The organism is Streptomyces sp. NPDC090022 (assembly GCF_044748145.1).
GTDB lineage: Bacteria > Actinomycetota > Actinomycetes > Streptomycetales > Streptomycetaceae > Streptomyces.
In genome coordinates, this window is record NZ_JBIVFN010000002.1 from 555,465 (window position 1) to 578,453 (window position 22,989).

The following is a 22,989-nucleotide window of genomic DNA, read 5'->3' on the forward strand; positions in this document are numbered from 1 at the left end:
TCCTACTGGTTGCGGTTGAACGGGAAGGGGTGGCCCATGCGGACGAAGTCCACGCCGAGGGCCCAGGCCGCCGAGCGCGCGTACGCCTCCTGGAGCGTGGGCTGGCCCGATCCCGGGCTGTCGGAGAGGCAGATCTTCCCGCTGTAGTAGAGGTGGACGCCGTGCTGGTCGTGGCCGGGCAGCGACTCCAGTGCCGGTTCCAGCAGCCGGACCTTGTAGTCGGTGCCGTCGAAGTGCGCGCACATCACGTACGTGTTGCCGAACTCGGTGGTGATCTCGTACACCCAGCCCTCGGCGCCGGGCGTGCTCTCGTAGTAGGTGCCCGGCGGCATCTTGGTCTCCGCGACCTGGTACTCCTGGGCCAGCCGGGCGGAATGGCCGCTGCCGCTCCGGCGCGCGGCGAAGGTGCTGTGCGGGACCCTGGACAGCGGGGCGTCGCTCTCGCCGCCGGTGCCGAGCCGGACCTTGCCGCCCCGGTCGACGTACACCTGGTCGCGGCCCGACTGCGGGCCGTCCGATCTCTTGGCCTGGCTGGCGAAGAAGCTCTCGCGGATGGCGTTGAGGTCGTACATGTCAGGCATGCGCATCATCCCTCGTTCGGTGCCTGCGTGATGAGTTCGTACAGCTGGATGGTCTGGGGGGCGTCCGGGCCGAACGCCTGGCAGTGGTCGGCGTACAGCGCCCGGAACTCGGCGGCGGCCCGCTGCTGTTCGCCCGCGGTCGCCAGCCAGTGGGCCAGGTCGAAGCGGAGCTCGGCCATCCGCGGGTCGGTGGGCTCCAGGGCGCCGGCGAGGGCGGTGCGCAGGTCGCCCAGGTGCTTGGCGGCGGCCGCCGGGTGGCCGGCTTCGCCCAGGTAGCGGGCGAGGTTGAGGGAGCAGGTCAGGGTCAGCGGGTCGAGCGCGCCGAGGACCTGGCGGGCTCGGGCGGCCACCGGGGCGAGCCGGTCGGCGGCCGCGGCCGGGTTCTTGGCCGCGTGCAGTGCCTGCGCCAGGTGCAGGGCGACCAGCCAGGCGCCGCGGTGGTCGGCGGGCAGGACGTCGCGGGCCAGTACGGCCACCTCGGTCAGCCGGCGCACCCGCTCGTCGGGGGTGTGGCCGGCGGCCAGGACGGCGTTGCAGCGGTCCTCGACCGCGCCGACCGGGTCGGCGGGCGGCGCGGGCCGGCGGTGGCTGCCGCCGCCGAGCTCCCGCAGGGTGCGGGCCATGCCCTTGGCGTCGGCCGGCCGCTCGCCGGGGTGTTTGGCCAGGAGCCTGGTGACCAGCTGGTCGACGGCCGCCGGTACGTCGGCGCGCAGCGCCCGTACGGAGGGGATCGGCGCGTGGCAGTGGAGGCGGAAGTAGTCGCCGAAGTCCGGAGCCACGTAGGGCTGCTGGCCGGTGAGCAACTCGAACAGCACGCAGCCGACCGAGTAGAGGTCGGTGGCGGGCCCCGGCGGCTCCAGCATGAAGCGCTCCGGCGCCATGTAGCCGGGCGTGCCCAGGAGCTGCCCGGTGCCGGTCACGCCCGCCGCGTTGCCGAGATCGCCGACGACCGTGTACGAGCGGGAGATCCCGAAGTCGAGCAGCACCAGCCGCTCCTCCCCGCCCACCTCCCGCACCATGACGTTGCCCGGCTTCACGTCGCGGTGGACCAGGTCCTGGGCGTGCACGGGGACGAGGGCCTCGCACAGCTCGGCGGCCCAGTGCAGGGCCCGGCCGACCGGCATGGAGGCGTCCCGGTGCAGGGCCGCGCCCAGCGTGCGCCCGTCGACGTACTGGGTGATCAGGTACAGGTTCCAGGACCCGTCGATTTCGGCCTCGTCGACGTCGTGGATGCGGACCACGCGCGGGTCGTCGATTCCGGCCAGGATCCGGGCCTCCCGCAGGAAACGCTTGGCGGCGGGCGTGCCGCGGTCCGCCACGTGCAGGAACTTCGCCACGACCGTACGGCCCAGCCGCAGGTCACGGGCCTTCCACACCTCCGCCATGCCGCCGTGGAAACGCTCGAGCAACTCGTACCGGTCCAGCACCAAGCGCCGTGTAGGCGCCGGGTCCGCCCCCCGAAAACCCGACATGGCACAAGGGTGACACCAGACCTGTCATCGGTTCATCGGAATCGTGAAACTGGGTGGTTTCCGGACACGGGAGGAGGGCGGGGGGCAGGGGGCGTACGCCGTCACTTGGCGTCGGCGTAGCACTCCACGATCGCCGTGGTGAACGGGAAGCGGACCGGGGTGTCGCCGAAGGCGATGCGGCCGGCGAGGTCGCCGGCGGCGCGGATCGCGGCGGCGACGGTCTGCGCCTCCTCCTCGGGGCAGTGCACGATCACCTCGTCGTGCTGGAAGAACACCAGCTCGGCGCGCAGGTGCGCGGTCGACTGGCGCAGGGCGGCCAGCATCAGCAGGGCCCAGTCGGCGGCGCTGCCCTGGACGACGAAGTTACGGGTGAAGCGGCCGCGGGCCCGGGAGTCGGTGGAGGCGTAGCCGGGGACCCAGTCGGTGGCGCCCGGCGGTGCGCTGGGCTCCTCGTCCTGGGGGAGGCCGGCCTCGTCCGGGTCGGCGGCGCCGACGGCCGGGGGGCAGGTACGGCCCAGCCAGGTCCGTACGAGGCGGCCCTCCTCGCCGGCGCGGGCGGCCTCGTCGACGTACGCGACGGCGCGCGGGAAACGGCGGCGCAGGGCGGCCAGGTTCTTCAGGCCGTCGCCGGAGGTCTGGCCGTACACCGCGCCGAGCACGGCGAGTTTGGCCATGTCACGGTCGCCGGAGAAGCCCTGCCGGGAGATGGAGGTGTACAGGTCCTCGGGGCGGCCGGCCACCGCCATCAGACCGGGGTCGCGGGAGATCGCGGCCAGGACGCGCGGCTCCAGCTGGTCGGCGTCGGCGACGACCAGGCGCCAGCCGGGGTCGGCGACGACGGCGCGCCGGATGACCTTGGGGATCTGGAGGGCGCCGCCGCCGTTGGTGACCCAGCGGCCGGTGACGGTGCCGCCGGGGACGTACTCGGGGCGGAAGCGGCCGTCGTGGACCCAGTCGCCCAGCCAGGCCCAGCCGTGGGCGGTGTAGATCCGGTACAGCTTCTTGTAGGCGATCAGCGGTTCGACGGCGGGGTGGTCGAGCTCCTGGAGCTCCCAGCGGCGGGTGGACCTGACCTTGATCCCGGCCTGCGCGAACGCCTTGATCACGTCGGCGGGGAGTTCGGGGCGGACGCGGCGGCCGAAGGCGGCGGACACCTGGTCGGCGAGCTCGGCCAGGCGGCGCGGTTCGCCGCCGCCGGCGTAGCGCTCGCCGAGCAGCTCGGTGAGCACGGCGCGGTGCACGTCCGCGCGCCAGGGCAGGCCGGCCCGGTTCATCTCGGCGGCGACGAGGAAGCCGGCGGACTCGGCGGCGGTCAGCAGGTGCAGGCGGTCGGGGTGGGCGGTGGCGTCGTGGCGGCGCAGCTGGTCCTCGTAGATCCGGCGGAGGGCGTCGGGGGGTACGGGGACGGGCCCGGGCTCGAAGAGGGAGGACTGGGTGCCGGGCTCGGCGGAGCGCTGCGGAGGGTCGGGGGGTACGGGGCCGCCGGTGAGGCGGGCCCAGGCGGCCGCGGCGGAGCGGGGTTCGCCGAGGCGGCCCTCGTGGCCGAGGAGCAGGAGCTCGGCGTCCTCGATGTCGTAGCAGCGGGTGACGCGGAGGCCTGCGGCGAGGAGGCGGGGGTACACCGCGGCGGTGCTGCGCCAGACCCAGCGGGTGCTTTGTGGGGCGGTGGCGACGGCGGTGGCGGGGTCCTGGGCGCGGATGGTTGGGGCGGGGCCGCCGCCTGGCCTGTCGCCTGGCCCTTCGCCTGGGCGGCCCAGTGGCCCGGTCAGGGGCATGGCCTGCCAGCCGCCGGCTCCGTCCTCGGCCAGCAGCCACCGGTCGCTGCGGTCGCTCATGGGTGCGAGTGTCCCACCAGGGTCCGACAACGAGCCGGGTTCCACCCCGGGGCCCGCTCGCCTCAATCGCCGGCGGGGCTGGCGCTGCGGGGGCTCCGCCCCGGGCCCCTGCGCCTCAATCGCCGGCGGGGCTGGAGTGGTGTGGCGGGGCTGGAGTGGTGTGGCGGGGGTGGGGTGGGGGTGGTCATGGGGCTGGGGTTCAGGGGGTGGGGAGGGAGGTCGCGTATGTGGTCAGGGCTGGGCGTGGGGGGTGGGGGAGGAGGGCGGCCAGGGTGCCCTCGTCCGGGGTGGACAGGCAGTCCGCCGCGATCGCCGAGTACGTGGCGACCAGCATCGGGATCTGGAAGGCGGCCATGTCCGGGGCCGCCGAGAATGCGGCGCGGGCCTCGGACAGCGTGCCGGGGGTGTACGTGGCGCCGACCGCACCGGCCAGGTCCGCGCCGCCGATCGGGCGGTCGCCCACCAGCTCGTACGTGCGGCCCGCGTGCGCCGCCGGGTCCGTCGCCACGCGGACCGCGACCTCCGCCAGGTCCTCGCGCGCCACCGCCGCGATCCGCCCGGAGCCCATCGGCGCCGTGATCCGCCCGTCCGGGCCCGGCGCGGCCAGCGCCGCCAGGAGTTCGGCGTACAGCCCGTTGCGCAGCACCGTCCACGCCACCGGCGAGGCGGCCAGCCGCCGTTCCGTCCAGCGGTGCGGCAGCGCGTACGGCAGGTGGTCACCCTCCCGGGTGAGGCTCGTGTACACGATGTGCCCCACCCCCGCCCGCTCCGCCGCCGCGATCGCCGCCTCGTGGCGCGCCCGCACGGTGTCGTCCTCCCCGAACCCGGCCGAGATCAGCAACAGCGTGTCCACACCGGAGAAGTCCAGGCCGGCGGGGTCGTCGAAGTCCACCCGCAGCTGCTCCGGGCCGGTCGGCCGGCGCGTGCCCAGCCTGATGTCCGGCCGCCCCGCCAGCCGCCCGGCGATCAGCGAGCCCAGTCCGCCCGAGGCGCCAGTGATCAACAACATGGGAAGTCCTCCGTCTGTTCGTTCGTTCATTGCTTGGTACGTGCAGACATCGTGGCGGGTGACGAACCACCGCATAAGGAGGCACTTTCATGTCAGTAGGGCACATCGGGGTAACCGACCCCGTCGTCAGTTGTGACGACGACTGCGGGATCCGGGACGTCCTCGACCGGATCGGCGACAAGTGGTCCGTCCTCGTGGTCGTCGAACTCGCCGCCGGTGTCCGCCGGTTCAAGGAGCTCCAGCGCTCCGTCGACGGCATCTCGCAGCGCATGCTGACCCTCACCGTCCGCCGCCTGGAGCGGGACGGCCTGGTCACCCGTACCGTCCACCCCACCGTGCCGCCGCAGGTCGAGTACGAGCTGACCGAGCTCGGCCACAGCCTCACCCACCTGGTGCGGGCGCTGGCCGACTGGTCCCTCGCCCACCGGCCGCGCATCGAAGCCGCCCGGCGGGCGTGGGACGCGCGCGTGTCAAGCTGAACACGTGAACGACATCGTCGAGCGGGCCTGTGCCGCCGCCCTCTACGCCCAGGACGACACCGGGCTGGACACCGGCGCCTCCCTGCTCGCCGCCGATCCGGCCGCCTGGCCCGGGGTCGGCAGGGCGCTGCTCGCGCGCGGGGAGACGTACGTACGACAGGCCTGGGAGCGCGGCTGGCAGCCCGCCGACGTGCTCCGGCTGGTCCGCCGGGACCTCGGCGGCGAGCGGCACCTGAGGCTGGCCGAGGACCTGTTCGCCGCCGAGGGCCGCCGGTACGCGCGGCTGCCCGCCCGCTGGAGCGCGTACGACGCCTGGTGGGGCGAGGACGACGGGTACGCCGAGGCGCTCGCGCGCCGCGAGAAGGCCGACCGGTTCGCGCAGGCGACCGCCGTCCTGGAACTGCTGCGGCTGCTGGTGCGGCTGCCGTCCATCGAACCGGTGGGCCCGGTTCCGGGCGATCCCGCCGACCTCCCCGAGGCAGCGCACATCGAGCCGCGCATGCTGACCCGGATCCGGGCGCTGCTGGCGAAGGCGGAGGCGACCCCGTACCCGGAGGAGGCGGAGGCGCTCAGCTCGAAGGCGCAGGACCTGATGGCCCGCCATACGGTGGACGAGGCGGTGCTGGCGGCCCGGGGCGAGCGGCCGGCGCAGACGCCCGCCGCGTGCCGGATCGGCGTCGAGCCGCCGTACGAGGAGGCGAAGGCGGTGCTGCTGGACGCGGTGGCGAGCGCCAACCACTGCCAGGCGGTGTGGAACGCGGCGTTCGAGTTCTCCACGGTGGTCGGCTTCGAGAGCGACCTGGAGGCGGTGGAACTGCTGTACACCTCGCTGCTGGTGCAGGGCACGGCGGCGATGACGCGCGCCGAGGCCGCCCAGCGCTCCGGTGGACGCAAGCGGACCAAGACGTTCCGGCAGTCCTTCTTCCTCGCCTACGCCAGCCGGATCGGCCACCGGCTCGCCGAGACCGCCGAACACGCGGTGGCCGGCTCGCTGCTGCCGGCCCTGGTCGCCCGTGACGTGGCGGTCGGATCGCGCGCGCAGGAGATGTTCCCGAAGACCACCACCAGCCGGCTGCGCGGGGCCACCGACCACGCCGGATGGACCGACGGCACGGCGGCGGCCGACCGGGCGAGCGTGGCGCGCGGCGGGCGCCCGCACCTGCCCAAGTAGTCACGGACCGGTCGAGTGTGAAGTCCTCCCGTGCGGTGGGGCGTTCTCCTGGGTAAGGGATCCGTAAGGGATCCGGAATCGTCCCGCAGGAGTCCCGCAGGAGTCCCGCAGGGTCCGCTGGAGTCCCGCAGGAATCCGCAGGAATCCGCAGGAATCCCGTAAGGAGTTCCTATGGCAGACGTCCTCACCGTGACCGTGGTCGCCGCCGCCGTGTGGTGCGGGGCCTCCGTCGCCGTCGCCGTGCTCTACGTGTGGGTGCGCCGGACGGCCGTGCGGCGGGCCGAGGCGCGCCGGGCGGCCGTGCGGCGGCAGGCGGTGCGCCGGGCGTCAGCGCGCCGGCCCGTCGTCCTCGGCGCGCAGGGCCCGGGTCTCGGCCTTGAGGATCCGCAGCGACCGGCCCGCGGAGCGGGCGATGTCGGGCAGCCTCTTGGAGCCGAAGACCAGCAGGCAGACGACGGCGAGGATCACCAGGTGCCAGGGTTCGAGCGCGTTCCGGATCATGGCGCCCATGGAACCCCGCTCCAGGCGGCCCGCACAAATCTGAACAAATCCTGAAGAAGGCTCTTATGCCCGGGGGTCTGCGGTATCTCCGGTAATGCCGACCGTCCGGTACGTCCCCCGGCGGCTGCGCTCGTCCGCATGGGCTGGTTCCGGGCGCTGAAGGAGACCGCCCGCGCGGGCGTCAGGGTCGAGCGGGCCCGCCTGGAACCGCTCGTCGCCCTGCGTGCGCGCGGACCCTGCGGACCTGAGTCATCGCCGACGGTGAGTCAGATGCGCAGCGGCCGGCGGGCAACCGGCTGAGGGCTTCCGGGCGTCTGACTCCATGCCCGTACGTCGTCCGTACCGGCTGCACACCGGCTCCGTACGGCGTTCGTACGACGCCCGTGGGGCCCGGGTCCCGCCGCAGCGTGATCAAGGAACCACCCCGCGTGCACGTGCATCTGCCCGTGCAGCCGCGTATGAACACAGCTATGATCCGGTGCAGTTGACATCTGCACTATCGGGGGCTTCCTGTGGACCACGCGTACAACGGGATGGCAGCTGCAGAACTCGACGGTGTGTTCTGGCAGAAGAGCAGGCACAGCAACTCGCAGGGTTCCTGTGTCGAGTTCGCCAAGCTGCCGGGCGGCAATGTGGCCGTACGCAACTCGCGTCACCCGGACGGACCGGCACTCGTCTACACGCCGGCCGAGATAGAGGCTCTGCTGCTCGGTGTCAAGGACGGTGAATTCGACCATCTGATCGCTTGATCCATCGCTTGATCGACACGCCATGGATCAAGCCATGCACGTGCGCTGACCGAGACCGATCGCAGCGATCGGTCTCGGTCAGTTCTCGTTCCGCATGGGTTCCGGTCGGCTCAGTCCTGGAGCAGGAAGAGCGCCCACACCACTTTGCCCGTCAGGCGCCCCGCGAGTGGGTGCCAGCCCCAGTTGTCACTGTAGGAGTCGACCAGGAACAGTCCCCGGCCCGACTCGGCGTCGCAGTTCTCGTCCGTGCGCTCCGGCGAGAAGTCGCCGCCGGGCTTGTCCTCGCTGGGGTCCCTGACCGCGCACACCAGCCGGGTGCTCCACCGCATCAGGTGCAGCCGCACCGGCGGCTCCTCACCCGGACGGGCGGAATCCTCCGGCCCGGCGGCGTGCCGCAGCGCGTTGGTGACGAGTTCGGAGACGACCAGGGCCACGTCGTCGAACCGGTCCTCGAGACCCCATTGGGCCAGGGTGGACCGGGTGAACGAACGGGCGCCCCGCACCGCCTCGTAGCGGGCGGGCAGGGCACAGGAGGCGGACCCGGAGACAGCCGTGGGGTCGACCGGGGGCAGCCCCTGCCGTAACGGCTCGAGCATGGTCGATCCATTCGTCCCCATGCGAGGCACTCCCGGGATTCGCGGACGGAGCGGCGGCACTGTCCAAAAAGAACTGCGGGGTGGGTCCGGCGCCGGCGCGAAGAGCACGCAGGTGCGCGGCACCATCGTTCCGAATGGGGATGTCAGATGCAAGGGCAGATGCACGTGCACGCGCCGGACCTGTCCCCACCCGTGACGGTTCTTGCTCATTTCTTCCTACGCAGACTTACGGACTTCTTTCCCGGCAGGCCGGATTCCGTTACGGAACGAGTACGGGCCGCTGCGTTTTGGTGGCAGACTGCGGCCTCTGGGGTACGGGGGCCCCGCGACGCACACCGCACACCTTTTCGATGGGGAGGGCAGGACTAGTGACCGCAGAAGCCAGCGGTTCTGTGGTGCGCCGCATCCTCCTGGGCTCACAGCTCAGGCGACTCCGGGAATCCCGCGGCATCACCCGTGAGGCGGCCGGCTACTCGATCCGCGCATCCGAATCGAAGATCAGCCGCTTGGAGTTGGGAAGGGTGAGCTTCAAGGCCCGGGATGTAGAGGACCTTCTGACGCTGTACGGCGTCACGGACGGCGCGGAGCGCGAGTCGCTCCTGGGCCTGGTCCGTGAGGCCAACGCGGCGGGCTGGTGGCACAGTTACGGCGACGTGCTGCCCGGCTGGTTCCAGACGTACATCGGCCTGGAGGGCGCCGCCTCCCTGATCCGCATCTACGAGGTCCAGTTCGTGCACGGGCTGCTGCAGACCGAGGCGTACGCGCACGCGGTCGTCAGGCGTGGCATGCCCGAGGCGACCCCGGCCGAGATCGACCGGCGCGTGGCACTGCGCCTGGAACGCCAGAAGACCCTCGTCAGCGAGAACGCCCCGCTCTTCCACGCCGTCCTGGACGAGGCGGCGCTGCGCCGCCCGTACGGCGACCGCGCGGTGATGCGGGGGCAGCTGGAGCACCTCATCGAGGTGTCCCAGCGGCCGAACGTGCAGCTCCAGGTGATGCCGTTCTCCTTCGGCGGCCACGCGGGCGAGTCCGGCGCGTTCACGCTGTTGCGGTTCCCGGAGTCCGACCTCCAGGACATCGTCTATCTGGAACAGCTCACCAGCGCCCTCTACCTGGACAAAGACGAGGAAGTGGCGCAGTACGACCGGGCGATGGAACGGCTCCAGCGCGACTGCCCGGGGCCTGATCAGACCCGGGATCTTCTCCGAGGATTGCTCCAACTGTCTTGAATCGCACGTACCATGACGTCTGATCAGTCTCCCATCGGCTGATCGGGTGGTCTCCGGTGCAGCGCAAGGTGCGCGCTCGCAGTAAGGGATGGCATGTCCATATTCGACGACCTGGCTCACCAGTACATCGACGGCGAATGGCTGGCCGGCACCGGTTCGTGGGACATCATCGATATCAACCCCTACAACGGGGAGAAGCTCGCGGCCATCACCGTGGCCACCGTCGAGCAGGTCGACCGCGCCTACCGGGCAGCCGAGCGCGCCCAGGCGGACTGGGCGGCCATCGGCGCGTACGCGAGACGCGAGGTCCTCGAACGTGCCCTGCGGCTGACCGAGGCGCGCGAGAAGGAGATCGTCGAGGCGATGATCGACGAGCTCGGCGGGACCCGTCCCAAGGCCGAGTACGAGATCTACCTCGCCAAGCAGTTCATCCGCGAGGCCATCCAGCTCGCCGTCCGGCCCGAGGGCCAGATCCTGCCGTCGACGGTGGCCGGCAAGGAGAACCGGGTCCAGCGGCTGCCCGTCGGTGTCGTCGCCGTCATCAGCCCGTTCAACTTCCCCTTCCTCGTGACCATGAAGTCGGTCGCGCCGGCCCTCGCGCTCGGCAACGCCGTCGTGATCAAGCCGAACCAGAACGCGCCCGTGGTGGGCGGCGGGGTCATCGCCAAGATCTTCGAGGACGCGGGCCTGCCCGCCGGCCTCCTCAACGTGCTCGTCACCGACATCGCCGAGATAGGCGACGCGCTCCTGACCCACCCCGTGCCGAAGGTGATCTCCTTCGCCGGATCCGACCGGGTCGGCCGCCACGTCGGCGCCGTCGCCGCCCGCCACTTCAAGCGGACCGTCCTGGAGCTGAGCGGCAACAGCGCGCTGGTCGTCCTCGACGACGCCGACGTCGACTACGCCGTGGACGCAGCCGTCTTCAGCCGTTTCGTCTACCAGGGCCAGGTCTGCATGGCCGCCAACCGGATCCTGGTCGACCGTACGATCGCCGACGAGTTCACGGAGAAGTTCACCGCGCGGGTGCGGGCGCTGAACACCGGCGACCCCCACGAGGCGGACACCCACATCGGCCCGCTGATCAACTCCTTCCAGGCCGACGCCCTCACCGCCCTCGTCGACCGTGCCGTGGAGTCCGGGGCGCGGGCCCTGGTCCGCGGGTCTACGCGCGGCAACCTGGTCGAGCCCACCGTGCTGGCCGGCCTGCCCGAGGACTCCCCGCTGCTGGGCCAGGAGATCTTCGGTCCGGTGGCGCTGCTGGTGGTCTTCGACGGCGAGGAGGAGGCCGTACGGCTGGCCAACGCGACGCCGTACGGACTCAGCGGCGCCGTGCACACCCGGGACGTCGAACGCGGCGTGCGGTTCGCGGAGCGGATCGAGACCGGGATGATCCACGTGAACGACTCGACGATCGGGGACGAGCCGCTGGCGGCCTTCGGCGGCGAGAAGGCCTCCGGGCTCGGCCGGCTCAACGGCGCCTCGACGGTGGAGGCGTTCACGACGCAGAAGTGGATCTCGGTCCAACACGGCCGGAGCCACTTCCCCTTCTAGGACACGCGCTGTCCTCAATGGTCCGTAGCGTGGTGGTTGTCAGCGGGAAACACCTCCACGCAGAAGGCGGTCGGTCATGGCTCAGATTTCCGAAGAGGTCCTCGGCGACGAGCGCGCCACGCTCCTGAAGTTCGTCGAGGCCCAGCGCGTCGCGATCCGCGAGGCGCTGGACGGGGTGAGCGCCGAGCAGGCGGCGAGCCGTCCCAGCGCCAGTGAGCTGTCCCTGTCGGGGCTGGTCAAGCACGTGTCCGAGGCCGAGCACAACTGGCTGCGGCTGGCGCAGCAGCGCCCCAACGAGCGCTTCACGGGCCCGGAGAGCTGGGCCGACGGCTTCCGGCTCGTCGAGGGCGAGACCATCGAGAGCGTCCTGGCCTTCTGGGACGGCGTACGCGCCGAGCTGGAGGAGTTCGTCGCGTCCGCCGGCAGCCTGGACGAGACCTTCCCGCTGCCCCCGGCGCCCTGGTTCCCCGAGAACGGCAAGGTCTCGGTGCGGTGGCTGCTGCTCCACCTGGTGGAGGAGTTCGCCCGGCACGCGGGCCACGCGGACGTGATCCGCGAGTCCATCGACGGCCGCAAGGCGATGGGCTGACGGGCGGCCGACGGACGGCTGACGGCAGGGGGACCGGCCGGGGGACCGGCCGGGGCGGGCTCGCGTCGTACGGGGTTCGGGGTTGCACCTCACGTCACGTGAGGGACCACAGTGAGGTGCGTACCCAACCAGAGGAGCGGGAACGATGAGCTACTCCGTGGGCCAGGTCGCCGGATTCGCCGGAGTCACGGTGCGCACCCTGCACCACTACGACGAGATCGGTCTGCTCTCCCCGGGCGGACGCAGCCACGCGGGTCACCGGCGTTACGACGACGCCGACCTCGACCGGCTGCAGCGCATCCTGTTCTACCGGGAGCTCGGCTTCCCGCTCGACGAGGTCGCGGCCCTGCTGGACGACCCGGACACGGATCCGCGGGAGCACCTGCGCAAGCAGCACGCCCTGCTGTCCGACCGGATCGAGCGTCTCCAGCAGATGGCCAAGGCCGTGGAGCACGCCATGGAGGCACAGAAGATGGGCATCAACCTCACGCCCGAGGAGCGTTTCGAGGTCTTCGGGGACCAGGACCCCGAGCAGTACGCCGAGGAGACCGAGCGCCGCTGGGGCGACACGGAGGCGTACGCGGAGTCGCAGCGCCGGGCCGCCCGCTACACCAAGGACGACTGGAAGCGGATGCAGCAGGAGTCCGCCGAATGGGGCGTCCGCTACGCGGCCCTGATGGAGGCCGGCGAGCCCGCCGACGGCGAGGGCGCGATGGACCTGGCCGAGGAGCACCGCCGGCACATCGACGCGTGGTTCTACCCGTGCGACCACGAGTTCCACCAGTGCCTGGGTGAGATGTACGTCTCCGACGAGCGGTTCACGGCGTTCTACGACGGTATCCGCCCCGGCATGGCCGCTCACCTGCGCGACGCGATCCTCGCCAACGCGCTGCGCAAGATCCAGTAGCGGGCCCGCGGGGGCCCGGTGGTGCGGCGACGCGGTCCCGGCCCGGCCCCTGGAACCGGGCCGGGACCGCGTGCGTTGATAATTGAGAAGAACTTGACCTGCCCGCAGCACCGCCGCGACCCCATCCAGGAGCCCGGAACCCGTGTACACGACGCTTGCGCTCGGCCCCGAGTGGCTTTCCCCGGACTACCTGATCTCGGAATACGGCCTGATCGGCATCCTCGTCATCGTCTTCGCCGAGTCGGGACTCTTCGCGTTCCTGCCCGGCGACTCGCTGCTCTTCACGGCGGGCCTGCTGGTCGCCGACGGGAAGTACATCACCCAGCCGCTGTGGCTGGTCTGCACCCTGATCGTGGCCGCCGCGATCATCGGTGACCAGGTCGGCTACATGATCGGCAAGTTCTTCGGCCCGAAGCTGTTCAACCGGCCGAACTCCAGGCTGTTCAAGCGGGAGAACCTGGACAAGGCGCACGAGTTCATGGACCGGCACGGTCCGAAGGCCATCGTGCTCGCCCGGTTCGTGCCGATCATCCGTACGTTCGCGCCGATGGTCGCGGGCGCCGGCTCGATGAAGTACCGCACCTTCCTGACGTACAACGTCATCGGCGGCGTCGCCTGGGGCGCCGGTGTCACGGTCGCGGGCTACTGGCTGGGCCAGATCGAGTTCATCAACAAGAACGTCGAGCCCATCCTGGTCGGCATCGTCCTCATCTCGGTGATCCCGGTGATCATCGAGGTCCTCAAGGCCCGCAAGGAGAACAAGGCGGCCGCCGCCGACCCGGCCGACGGCACGGCCGCCCCGGCCGCCGTCACGCGCGGCCGCCACGCCAAGCGCTGACGCCTCCCGCCCGGCCTTCCGGACGGGCGTACGGGCGTACGCGACGCCCCCGGAACCCTGTCAGGGTTCCGGGGGCGTCGTGCTGCCGGGGGAGCCGTACGGCCGTCGTACGGCCGTCGTACGGGCCCCGCGGGCGCCCGTACGGTCCCCGCGCGGCCCCAGCGGGCCGTCAGTAGCCGCGCGTGCGCTTGGCGGCCCGGCGCTTGGCCGCGCTCGTCGCGCCCGGCATCCGCATGAACAGGCGCGAGGTCTCCGAGCCCAGGTTCACCCCGATCGCGATCGCAAGCGCGATCGCGGCGGCGTTGGTCAGCGAGGCGAGCCCCGCGTTCAGCTTGTTCTCGGCGATCGACAGCAGCCCGTAGTACGTCGCCGAACCCGGCAGCAGCGGCCCGATCGCCGCCGTCACGTACGGCAGGGCGGAGGCGTACCGGTAGCGGGAGAAGAGCTGGCCGAAGAGGCCCACCAGGCCGGCCGCGACGGCCGTCGAGGGCACCGGCGGCAGCCCGGCCGCCGTCAGCGCGCCGAAGGTCACCCAGGCCACCCCGCCGTTGAGCGTCACGATCCCCACCGTGGAGCGCTCCTGCTGGAGCAGGATCGCGAAGGTGAAGACCAGCACCATCGAGGCCAGGATCTGGATCACCGGCCGCGACGGGATCTTCAGGACGTCGTCCGGGTTGGGCGCGGCGCCCAGCTGGAGCCCGAGGTAGATCACCACGAGGACGCCGATGATGATCCCGATGAAGAGGTACATGACCTCCAGCAGCCGGGCGGAGGCCGTGATGTAGTAGCCGGTCAGGCCGTCCTGCACGGCGGCCACCAGGGCCCGTCCGGGCAGCAGCGCGAAGAGCCCGCCGGTGATCACGGCGGAGGCGCGGACGTCGATCTCCGCGAGCTTCAGCGCCACGCCGATCGCGGCCGGCGGCATCGCGGCGATCACGAACTGGTAGAACTCCGGCAGCCCGCGCCCGGCGCAGTACCAGGCCAGCCGGTCGCCGAGGACCGCGCCGAGCATCGCGCAGAAGAACACGAAGACCCCGCCGCCGACCAGGACCGACGCGGCCCCGGCGAGGAGGCCGGCGGCGGCGGTCAGCACCCAGGTGGGGTACGGGTGGCGGTTGCGGCGGATCTCCGCCAGCCGCCGGTAGGCCTCCTCCAGCGAGATGGCCACGTCGGGGGAGCTGATGTCGTCGACCAGCCGGAAGACGGCCGCCAGGCGCGTGTAGTCGGTGCCGCGCCGCCGCACCGTCCGGTTCGCCGAGACCGGGTCGCCCACCAGGGAGGGCTGGTGGGTGATCGAGAGCATGGTGAAGGTGACCGTCGGCTCGCAGCGGTCCAGGCCGTAGCTGCGGGCGACCGCGAACATGGCGGCCTCGACGTCCTCGGCGCCCTCGCCGCCCGCAAGGAGCAGCTCGCCGATGCGCAGGGTCAGGTCGAGCACGCGGCCGACGGCCGGTCCGGACTCGGTGGGCCGGTGGACCGTCTCGGGGACCGGGCGGACGTCGACCGGCATGCGCAGCATCGTGCGCATGCGGTCCTGCCAGGGGGACTCCGTCATCCGGGCGACGGGGAAGTCCTGGCCGGGGGTGTAGGCGGGCGGGGAGGCCTGCGCGCTGTACGTGCTCGGCAGGGCGAAGGCGGAGCCCTCCGGCTCGGCGGGGGCGGCGTCGGGCAGGGCCGTTCCGGTGCCCGCCGGAAGGGCGAATTCCGAGGTGGGCTGGTCCTCCTCGGGCACCTCGGGCTCCATCCCGGGCGGCGGCGTGAACGCGCTGCGCGCCTCGTCGGAACGGGGCTTCCTGTCCTCTGCCCCCTCGGCCTCCGCCACGCGCCCTCCAGTCCCTGACCGCCCCGGACATCAGTATGCGGAATCGTTTCATCCGCGGCGAAAGCGGGATCGCGGGGGCGGGAGCGCGGGGCCGGGAGCAGGGGGCCGGGAAAGCGGGCGGGAAAGCGGGGGCCGGGAACGCCGACGGCGGGCGGCACCCCGCGAAGGGGTGCCGCCCGCCGTCGGCGAAGCCCGCGTCACCGCCGGGTGGGCGGAAACGTCAGTGGTGGCCGCCCTGGGCCTCCAGGCGCTTGAACGAGGCCTCGATCTCGGCCTCGGCCTCGGCGCGGCCGACCCAGTTGGCGCCCTCGACCGACTTGCCCGGCTCCAGGTCCTTGTAGACCTCGAAGAAGTGCTGGATCTCCAGGCGGTCGAACTCGGACACGTGGTGGATGTCGCGCAGGTGCTCCACACGGGGGTCGGAGGCCGGTACGCACAGCAGCTTGTCGTCGCCGCCCGCCTCGTCCGTCATGCGGAACATGCCGATGGCGCGGCACTTGATCAGGCAGCCCGGGAAGGTCGGCTCGTCCAGGATGACGAGGGCGTCCAGCGGGTCGCCGTCCTCACCCAGGGTGTTCTCGACGAAGCCGTAGTCGGCCGGGTAGCTGGTGGAGGTGAAGAGGCGACGGTCCAGACGGATCCGGCCGGTCTCGTGGTCCACCTCGTACTTGTTCCGCGAACCCTTGGGGATCTCGATGGTGACGTCGAACTCCACGTCCTGCTCCTCCGTGTCCAGCTTCGTTGCTAACGAGTGATAGCGCGTCCGGCCCCCCCTGGCTGGGTGGGGTGCCATGCTCGCGGCGAGACGCAGTGGTTAAGTGTCCCTCACGCATGCATGTGATCGCGAAAGGGGCTGGTCCGAGGTGCCGACGCTGAGGACGTGGCAGGTCGTCGCCGGGTCGGCCGTCGCAGGCCTCGCCCTGGCGGCATCCGTGGTGGTCGCGGCCGGTCCCTGGGACTCCGGCCAGCGTACGGCCGAGCGCGAACGGGCCGCCTCCCGGAGCCATCGGGGTGGCGCAGATCACGGGGAGGGCCGCGTTCCGCAGGCCGCGCCCAGCGCCCCCGGGGTCCTCGCGGCGGTCTCCGGGGCCGGTCCGCGGCAGGCCGGCGCCCCCACCGCGCTCGCCGACGCCCTGCGGCCGCTGCTGGCCGATCCCGCGCTGGGCGACGTACGGGCGGCCTCCGTCGTGGACGCGGCCACCGGCGCCGTCCTGTACGAGGAGAAGCCGCGCGAGCCGATGACCCCGGCCTCCACCGTCAAGATCGCCACCGCGGCGGCCGCGCTGGCCGCCCTCGGGCCCGAGCACCGCATCGCGACCACCGTGGTGCCCGGCGCCGGCGCGGGCCGGATCGTCCTCGTCGGCGGCGGCGACCCCTCGCTCAGCGCCAAGAAGAAGAACCCCGCGGGCCCCGGCGGCAGCCTCGTCGTGCTCGCCGCCGACACCGCCCAGGCCCTCAAGGCCACGGGCACCGAGACCGTCACGCTCGCCTACGACGACTCCCTGTGGACCGGGCCCGCCCGCCACCCCATCGGCCGCAACCCCAACATCGCGCCGATGAGCGCCCTGATGGCCGACGAGGGCCGCCCCGACGACTCGACGTCCGGGCCCGTCGACCGCACCGACACCCCCGCCCAGGACGCCGCCGCCGCCTTCGCCGCGCTGCTGCGCGAGCGCGGCATCACCGTCACCGGGGCCCCCGCCCGCGCCAAGGCCCCGGCCGGGGCCCAGGCCCTGGCCACCACCTGGTCCACCCCGGTGGCCGGCCTCGTCGAGCGGATGCTCACCACCAGCGACAACGACATCGCCGAGGCCCTCGCCCGGCAGACCGCCGTCGCCGCCGGCAAGCCCGCCGACTTCGAGGGCGGCGAGAAGGCCGTCGCCGAGAAGCTCGCCTCCCTCGGCCTGGACCTCACCGGCACCCGCTTCGCCGACGGCAGCGGGCTGAACCGCGCCGACAAGGTCAGCTCCGGCCTGCTGACCGCCCTGCTCGCCAAGGCCGCCGAGCCCGGCCGGCCCGAACTGCGGCCCGTCCTCACGGGCCTGCCCGTCGCCGGTTTCAACGGCACCCTGCGCGCGCGCAACGCCGGCTCCTCCCCGGCCGCCGGCCTGCTGCGGGCCAAGACCGGCACCCTGTCCGGGGTCAACTCGCTGGCCGGCACGGTCGTCGACCCCTCCGGACGGCTGCTCGCCTTCGCGTTCCTCACCGCCAACACCCCCGGCCCGGAAGGCGCCGAGAAGGCCCTCGACAAGCTCGCCGCCGCCGTCGCCACCACCTCCCCCGGCGGTTCCTAGCGTTTCCGAGGGGATCCGTCCGGGGGCCGGTCCACGTACGGTTGACGCATGACGAGCATCGGTGGTGCGGAGATGGTCGACTGGAACCTCGCGGTGGCGACCGCGACCCGGCTCGTACGGCCCGGCCCGGAGGTCGGCCGGGACGAGGCGCGGGCCGTCGTCGCCGAGCTGCGCGGGCACGCCAGAACCTCGGAACGGCACGTGCGCGACTTCACCCGGATGGTGCCCGAGGGCGCCGCCGTGGAGGACACCCCCGTCCTGGTCGTCGACCGGGCCGGCTGGGTCAGGGCCAACGTGGCCGGCTTCCGCGAACTGCTGGGGCCGCTGCTCGGCAGGATGCAGGAGCGACGCGGTGCCACCCCCGGCGGGGCCGTGCTCGGCGTGGTCGGCGGCAAGGTCACCGGCGTCGAGCTGGGCATGCTGCTCAGCTTCCTGGCCTCGCGGGTGCTGGGCCAGTACGAGACCTTCGCCCCCGTCGCCCGCGACCTGCCCGGCGGCTCCGGCGGCGGCCGGCTGCTGCTCGTCGCGCCCAACGTCGTGCACGTGGAGCGCGAACTGGAGGTCAGCCCGCACGACTTCCGGCTCTGGGTCTGCCTGCACGAGGAGACCCACCGCACCCAGTTCACCGCCGTCCCCTGGCTGCGCGACCACCTCCAGGGCGAGATCCAGGCGTTCCTCGGCGCCACCGACATGGACCCCATGACGGTCCTGGAGCGGCTGCGGGAGGCCGCCCAGGCGCTGGCCGGCGCCCGCCCCGACGGGGAGCGCGGCGAGGAGGGCCGCTCCCTGGTCGAGCTCGTGCAGACGCCCGAGCAGCGCGAGATCCTCGGCCGGCTCACCGCCGTCATGTCCCTGCTGGAGGGGCACGCCGACTACGTCATGGACGGCGTCGGGCCCCAGGTCGTGCCCTCGGTCGCCGAGATCCGCGAGAAGTTCCAGAAGCGCCGGGCCACCGGCGCCGGCCGGCTCGACGTCGCGCTGCGCAGGCTGCTCGGCCTGGACGCCAAGCTGCGCCAGTACCGCGACGGCGAGCGCTTCGTACGGGCCGTCGTCGAGGACGTCGGCATGGACGGCTTCAACCGCGTGTGGACCTCACCGAACACCCTGCCGACGAAGGCGGAGATCGCCAGGCCGTCGGACTGGGTGGCCCGCGTCCACCGCAAGGGAACCGAACAGGGGTGACGGCGGAGGCGTAAACATGTCTCACTGGGGGAAGCAGCATCACCCGTCCGAGGGACCGTGGGCCGTGGAAGGGCGTGCGATGCTCGGGGAACGGCTCGGTTCTGTCACCATCGACGCACTCTGAGTGACATTCCCGGATACCGAGCGAGCACCTCCCGAGCACCTCCGGCCTCACCCACCCCACTCCAGCGAAGGGCAGCTGACATGGGTCCCCATCCTGCGGTCGCGGCGATACGCCTGGCGGTCCGCCGCGTACTCCACGACGTCCTCACCGGCCTCACCGAAAGTGACGGGCGGCACCGGCCGCTCGTCCTCGTCGCCTGCTCCGGCGGCGCCGACTCCATGGCGCTCGCCTCGGCGCTCGCCTTCGAGGCCCCCAAGCTCGGCGTCCGGGCCGGGGGCATCACCGTCGACCACGGCCTCCAGGCCGGCTCCGACCTCCGCGCCGCCGAGGTCGTCACCCGCATGACCGCACTCCGCCTGGACCCGGTGGAGTCCGTCGCCGTGCGCGTCGGCCGGGACGGCGGGCCGGAGGCCGCCGCCCGCGACGCCCGCTACGGCGCCCTGGACGAGGCAGCCGACCGGCTCGGAGCCGCCGCCGTGCTGCTCGGCCACACCCGCGACGACCAGGCGGAAACCGTCCTGCTGGGGCTCGCCCGCGGCTCCGGCATCCGCTCCCTGTCCGGCATGGCCGAAGTCTCCGGCGGCCCGGGCCGCTCCGGCCGCTACCGCCGGCCCTTCCTCCACATCGACCGGCAGACCGCCCGCAAGGCCTGCATGGTCCAGTCCCTCGCCGTCTGGGACGACCCGCACAACATCGACCCCGCGTACACCCGCTCCCGGCTGCGCCACGAGGGACTGCCCGCCCTGGAGAAGGCGCTCGGCAAGGGGGTCGTCGAGGCGCTCGCCCGGACCGCCCAGCTCTCCCGCGACGACGCCGACGCACTCGACTCCTGGGCCGCCGAGGCCGACGACGCGGTACGCGACGAGCTGGGCCAGCTGGAGTGCGCCAAGCTGTACGCCCTGCCCCCGGCCGTCCGCCGCCGGGTGCTGCGCAGGGCCGTCGTCGCCGCCGGTTCCCCCGCTGGTTCGCTCTTCGCCCGGCACATCGAGGAAGTCGACCGGCTCATCACCGGATGGCGCGGTCAGGGCGCCATCAACCTGCCCGGCCGCGTCGAGGCCCAGCGGCAGGGTGGCAGACTTGTCATCCGGCAGGGCTGATGGTGCTGAAACACGGCTGAGTCCTCCGGGGAGCGACCCCCGGAGCCCCGGCCGACAACGAAAGTGATGCGGGTGGACGAGAAGGACATGGGCAGCGACCTGGCGTCGGTGCTCATCACCAAGGAAGAGATCGACGCGAAGCTGGCCGAGCTGGCCGCGAAGATCGACGCGGAGTACGCGGGCAAGGACCTGCTCATCGTCGGTGTCCTCAAGGGCGCCGTGATGGTGATGGCGGACCTGGCGCGCGCCTTGTCCACCCCCCTGACCATGGACTGGATGGCGGTGTCCTCCTACGGCGCCGGGACCCAGTCCTCGGGCGTGGTCCGTATCCTCAAGGACCTGGACACCGACATCAAGGACAAGCACGTCCTGATCGTCGAGGACATCATCGACTCGGGTCTGACCCTGTCCTGGCTGCTGTCGAACCTGGGCTCCCGCCAGCCGGCCTCCCTGGAGGTCGTCACGCTGCTGCGCAAGCCCGACGCCGCCAAGGTCGCCATCGACGTGAGGTGGGTCGGTTTCGACATTCCCAACGAATTCGTCGTCGGCTACGGCCTGGACTACGCGGAGAAGTACCGCAACCTGCCGTTCGTCGGCACGCTCGCTCCGCACGTCTACGGCGGCTGAACCCCCGGCCCACGGCCCCAGGCGAACCCGGCACCGGTCCGGGGAACCCTGGGGCCGTTCCCGCCGTTGGAAGGTCGAAGGCGGGTTTGTCAGCCGTCCCATGGGGCACGGGGTGACAATTCAGGGGTACATTCCGAAGAACAGTCTTTACTCACAGCAGCATTTACCTACGGGCAGGAGGGACGGGGCGATCACCGCCCCGTATGGATGGACGTGAAGCGATACTTCCGTGGGCCGGTCATGTGGATCGTGCTGGCCGTCCTCGCCGTGGTCGTGTTGATGAACGTCGTCGGCTCCGGCGGCGGCTACAAGTCGGTGGAGACCAGCGAGGTCATCAAGGCGATCAGCCAGAACCAGGTGGAGAGCGCCAAGCTCACCACCGGTGACAGCCAGATGATCAAGATCGAGCTCAAGAACGGCCAGAAGCTCGGCAAGAACGACGGCACCAAGTTCCAGGCCAACTACATCGGGGACCAGGGCGTCTCGGTCGCCCGGGACCTCCAGACCAAGTACGAGGCCGGCCAGATCCCGGACGGCTACTCCGTCACGCCGGACAAGACCAGCCCGTTCCTCAGCGTGCTGCTCTCCCTGCTGCCCTTCGTCCTGATCGTCCTGGTCTTCCTGTTCCTGATGAACCAGATGCAGGGCGGCGGCTCCCGTGTCATGAACTTCGGGAAGTCCAAGGCCAAGCTGATCACCAAGGACACCCCGAAGACGACGTTCGCGGACGTCGCGGGCTCGGACGAGGCGGTCGAGGAGCTCCACGAGATCAAGGAGTTCCTCCAGGAGCCGGCCAAGTTCCAGGCCGTCGGCGCCAAGATCCCCAAGGGTGTGCTGCTGTACGGCCCGCCCGGCACCGGCAAGACCCTGCTCGCGCGTGCCGTCGCGGGCGAGGCGGGCGTCCCGTTCTACTCGATCTCCGGTTCCGACTTCGTCGAGATGTTCGTCGGTGTCGGTGCCTCCCGTGTCCGTGACCTGTTCGAGCAGGCCAAGGCCAACGCCCCGGCGATCGTCTTCGTCGACGAGATCGACGCGGTCGGCCGCCACCGTGGCGCCGGCCTCGGCGGTGGGCACGACGAGCGCGAGCAGACCCTGAACCAGCTGCTCGTCGAGATGGACGGCTTCGACGTCAAGGGCGGCGTCATCCTGATCGCCGCCACCAACCGCCCGGACATCCTCGACCCGGCGCTGCTGCGCCCGGGCCGTTTCGACCGGCAGATCGCGGTCGACCGTCCGGACATGCAGGGCCGTCTGGAGATCCTCAAGGTCCACCAGAAGGGCAAGCCGGTCGCTCCGGACGTCGACCTGTCGGCCGTCGCCCGCCGCACCCCCGGCTTCACCGGCGCCGACCTGTCGAACGTGCTGAACGAGGCGGCGCTGCTGACCGCCCGCTCGGACCGCAAGCTCATCGACAACCAGATGCTCGACGAGGCGATCGACCGTGTCGTGGCGGGCCCGCAGAAGCGGACCCGGATCATGTCGGACCGGGAGAAGAAGATCACCGCGTACCACGAGGGCGGACACGCCCTGGTCGCGGCGGCCTCCCCGAACTCCGACCCGGTCCACAAGATCACGATCCTGTCCCGCGGCCGGGCCCTGGGCTACACCATGGTCCTGCCCGACGAGGACAAGTACTCCACGACGCGCAACGAGATGCTCGACCAGCTGGCCTACATGCTGGGCGGCCGCGCGGCCGAGGAGCTGGTCTTCCACGACCCGACCACGGGCGCCGCGAACGACATCGAGAAGGCCACGGCCACCGCCCGCGCGATGGTCACGCAGTACGGCATGACCGAGCGGCTGGGCGCGATCAAGTTCGGCGGCGACAACACCGAGCCGTTCCTGGGCCGCGAGATGTCGCACCCGCGGGACTACTCGGAAGAGGTCGCGGCGCTGGTCGACGAAGAGGTCAAGAAGCTCATCGAGACCGCGCACAACGAGGCCTGGGAGATCCTCGTCGAGAACCGTGACGTCCTCGACAACCTGGTCCTCGCGCTGCTGGAGAAGGAGACGCTGGGCAAGGAGGAGATCGCCGAGATCTTCTCGACCATCGTCAAGCGCCCGGCCCGCCCCGCGTGGACCGGCTCCTCCCGCCGCACCCCCTCCACCCGTCCGCCGGTGCTCTCTCCCAAGGAGCTCCAGCTGACGAACTCGGCGAACGGTACGAGCGCCGCGTCCGCCACCACGGACACCGGCCTCGAGATCGCCCCGGAGGACCGCTCCGAGTAACGGCGGACCGGTCCGTCCGATCCGGAATGGATGCCGCGCCCCCCAGGTTCTAGCCTGGGGGGCGCGGCACTTTTCTCACGGCCGTGAGCGCACACAGGAACGAGGCA

The 22,989-nt window shown here is 71.9% G+C and carries 21 protein-coding genes; 13 read left to right on the top strand and 8 right to left on the bottom strand.

Features of this window, described 5'->3' with window-relative positions; genetic code table 11:
* Positions 1-2: 2 nt before the first annotated feature.
* The 4 genes from ACIPXB_RS07160 to ACIPXB_RS07175 all read right to left on the bottom strand — a co-directional run bounded on the left by ACIPXB_RS07160 (position 3) and on the right by ACIPXB_RS07175 (position 4,897).
* A complete protein-coding gene (locus ACIPXB_RS07160; protein ID WP_401445557.1) occupies positions 3-581 on the bottom strand; it encodes a hypothetical protein in 579 nt (192 codons plus the stop codon).
* Between the two features lie 5 nt (positions 582-586).
* Complete coding sequence (locus tag ACIPXB_RS07165; protein WP_401445559.1) at positions 587-2,008, bottom strand: protein kinase; 1,422 nt, start codon at positions 2,006-2,008, stop codon at positions 587-589.
* Positions 2,009-2,154: 146 nt separating this feature from the next.
* Positions 2,155-3,888: a bifunctional 3'-5' exonuclease/DNA polymerase gene (locus tag ACIPXB_RS07170; protein ID WP_401445561.1), complete on the bottom strand. Its 1,734-nt coding sequence runs from the start codon at positions 3,886-3,888 to the stop codon at positions 2,155-2,157.
* A 199-nt stretch (positions 3,889-4,087) separates the two neighbouring features.
* Positions 4,088-4,897, bottom strand: coding sequence for an NAD(P)H-binding protein (locus tag ACIPXB_RS07175; protein WP_401445563.1), 810 nt, complete (start codon positions 4,895-4,897; stop codon positions 4,088-4,090).
* 89 nt (positions 4,898-4,986) lie between these two features.
* Between ACIPXB_RS07175 and ACIPXB_RS07180 the strand changes: the two genes are divergently transcribed.
* Entirely contained in the window at positions 4,987-5,376 is a 390-nt protein-coding gene (locus tag ACIPXB_RS07180) for a winged helix-turn-helix transcriptional regulator (RefSeq protein WP_401445565.1), read from the top strand.
* Between the two features lie 4 nt (positions 5,377-5,380).
* On the top strand, positions 5,381-6,547 hold the full coding sequence (locus ACIPXB_RS07185; protein ID WP_401445567.1) for a DUF2786 domain-containing protein: 1,167 nt from the start codon (positions 5,381-5,383) through the stop codon (positions 6,545-6,547).
* 327 nt (positions 6,548-6,874) lie between these two features.
* Here the strand turns inward: ACIPXB_RS07185 and tatA are convergent, their stop codons facing one another.
* Complete coding sequence (gene tatA / locus ACIPXB_RS07190; RefSeq protein ID WP_401445568.1) at positions 6,875-7,048, bottom strand: Sec-independent protein translocase subunit TatA; 174 nt, start codon at positions 7,046-7,048, stop codon at positions 6,875-6,877.
* A 512-nt stretch (positions 7,049-7,560) separates the two neighbouring features.
* On the opposite strand from tatA, the gene ACIPXB_RS07195 reads away from it, so the two are divergent.
* Complete coding sequence (locus tag ACIPXB_RS07195; RefSeq protein WP_401445570.1) at positions 7,561-7,797, top strand: DUF397 domain-containing protein; 237 nt, start codon at positions 7,561-7,563, stop codon at positions 7,795-7,797.
* 110 nt (positions 7,798-7,907) lie between these two features.
* Here the strand turns inward: ACIPXB_RS07195 and ACIPXB_RS07200 are convergent, their stop codons facing one another.
* A complete protein-coding gene (locus ACIPXB_RS07200) occupies positions 7,908-8,414 on the bottom strand; it encodes an ATP-binding protein (protein WP_401445573.1) in 507 nt (168 codons plus the stop codon).
* Between the two features lie 329 nt (positions 8,415-8,743).
* Here ACIPXB_RS07200 and ACIPXB_RS07205 point away from each other — a divergent pair, with 329 nt between their 5' ends.
* From ACIPXB_RS07205 to ACIPXB_RS07225, 5 genes are all read left to right on the top strand, one after another.
* The gene (locus tag ACIPXB_RS07205) at positions 8,744-9,622 is read left to right on the top strand and encodes a helix-turn-helix domain-containing protein (RefSeq protein WP_401445576.1); all 879 of its coding nucleotides are present in this window, start codon (positions 8,744-8,746) and stop codon (positions 9,620-9,622) included.
* A 93-nt stretch (positions 9,623-9,715) separates the two neighbouring features.
* Positions 9,716-11,173, top strand: coding sequence for an aldehyde dehydrogenase family protein (locus ACIPXB_RS07210; RefSeq protein WP_401445578.1), 1,458 nt, complete (start codon positions 9,716-9,718; stop codon positions 11,171-11,173).
* 76 nt (positions 11,174-11,249) lie between these two features.
* The gene (locus ACIPXB_RS07215) at positions 11,250-11,762 is read left to right on the top strand and encodes a DinB family protein (RefSeq protein WP_401445581.1); all 513 of its coding nucleotides are present in this window, start codon (positions 11,250-11,252) and stop codon (positions 11,760-11,762) included.
* A gap of 145 nt (positions 11,763-11,907) precedes the next feature.
* Positions 11,908-12,669, top strand: coding sequence for a MerR family transcriptional regulator (locus ACIPXB_RS07220; RefSeq protein WP_401445584.1), 762 nt, complete (start codon positions 11,908-11,910; stop codon positions 12,667-12,669).
* A gap of 142 nt (positions 12,670-12,811) precedes the next feature.
* The gene (locus ACIPXB_RS07225; RefSeq protein WP_401445587.1) at positions 12,812-13,507 is read left to right on the top strand and encodes a VTT domain-containing protein; all 696 of its coding nucleotides are present in this window, start codon (positions 12,812-12,814) and stop codon (positions 13,505-13,507) included.
* A 169-nt stretch (positions 13,508-13,676) separates the two neighbouring features.
* Here ACIPXB_RS07225 and ACIPXB_RS07230 read toward each other — a convergent pair whose 3' ends face one another.
* Together ACIPXB_RS07230 and ACIPXB_RS07235 are read right to left on the bottom strand one after the other, a co-directional pair.
* Positions 13,677-15,329: a threonine/serine exporter ThrE family protein gene (locus ACIPXB_RS07230; protein WP_401445590.1), complete on the bottom strand. Its 1,653-nt coding sequence runs from the start codon at positions 15,327-15,329 to the stop codon at positions 13,677-13,679.
* Positions 15,330-15,549: 220 nt separating this feature from the next.
* The gene (locus tag ACIPXB_RS07235; RefSeq protein WP_401445593.1) at positions 15,550-16,044 is read right to left on the bottom strand and encodes an inorganic diphosphatase; all 495 of its coding nucleotides are present in this window, start codon (positions 16,042-16,044) and stop codon (positions 15,550-15,552) included.
* 148 nt (positions 16,045-16,192) lie between these two features.
* On the opposite strand from ACIPXB_RS07235, the gene dacB reads away from it, so the two are divergent.
* The 5 genes from dacB to ftsH all read left to right on the top strand — a co-directional run bounded on the left by dacB (position 16,193) and on the right by ftsH (position 22,882).
* On the top strand, positions 16,193-17,623 hold the full coding sequence (dacB, locus tag ACIPXB_RS07240; protein ID WP_401445596.1) for a D-alanyl-D-alanine carboxypeptidase/D-alanyl-D-alanine-endopeptidase: 1,431 nt from the start codon (positions 16,193-16,195) through the stop codon (positions 17,621-17,623).
* Between the two features lie 48 nt (positions 17,624-17,671).
* A complete protein-coding gene (locus ACIPXB_RS07245) occupies positions 17,672-18,805 on the top strand; it encodes a zinc-dependent metalloprotease (RefSeq protein WP_401445597.1) in 1,134 nt (377 codons plus the stop codon).
* 204 nt (positions 18,806-19,009) lie between these two features.
* On the top strand, positions 19,010-20,026 hold the full coding sequence (gene tilS, locus ACIPXB_RS07250; protein ID WP_401445599.1) for a tRNA lysidine(34) synthetase TilS: 1,017 nt from the start codon (positions 19,010-19,012) through the stop codon (positions 20,024-20,026).
* Between the two features lie 66 nt (positions 20,027-20,092).
* Positions 20,093-20,653, top strand: a complete 561-nt coding sequence (gene hpt / locus ACIPXB_RS07255) for a hypoxanthine phosphoribosyltransferase (RefSeq protein ID WP_401445602.1) — start codon at positions 20,093-20,095, stop codon at positions 20,651-20,653.
* Positions 20,654-20,860: 207 nt separating this feature from the next.
* On the top strand, positions 20,861-22,882 hold the full coding sequence (gene ftsH / locus ACIPXB_RS07260; protein WP_401445605.1) for an ATP-dependent zinc metalloprotease FtsH: 2,022 nt from the start codon (positions 20,861-20,863) through the stop codon (positions 22,880-22,882).
* The last annotated feature ends 107 nt before the right edge of the window (positions 22,883-22,989 follow it).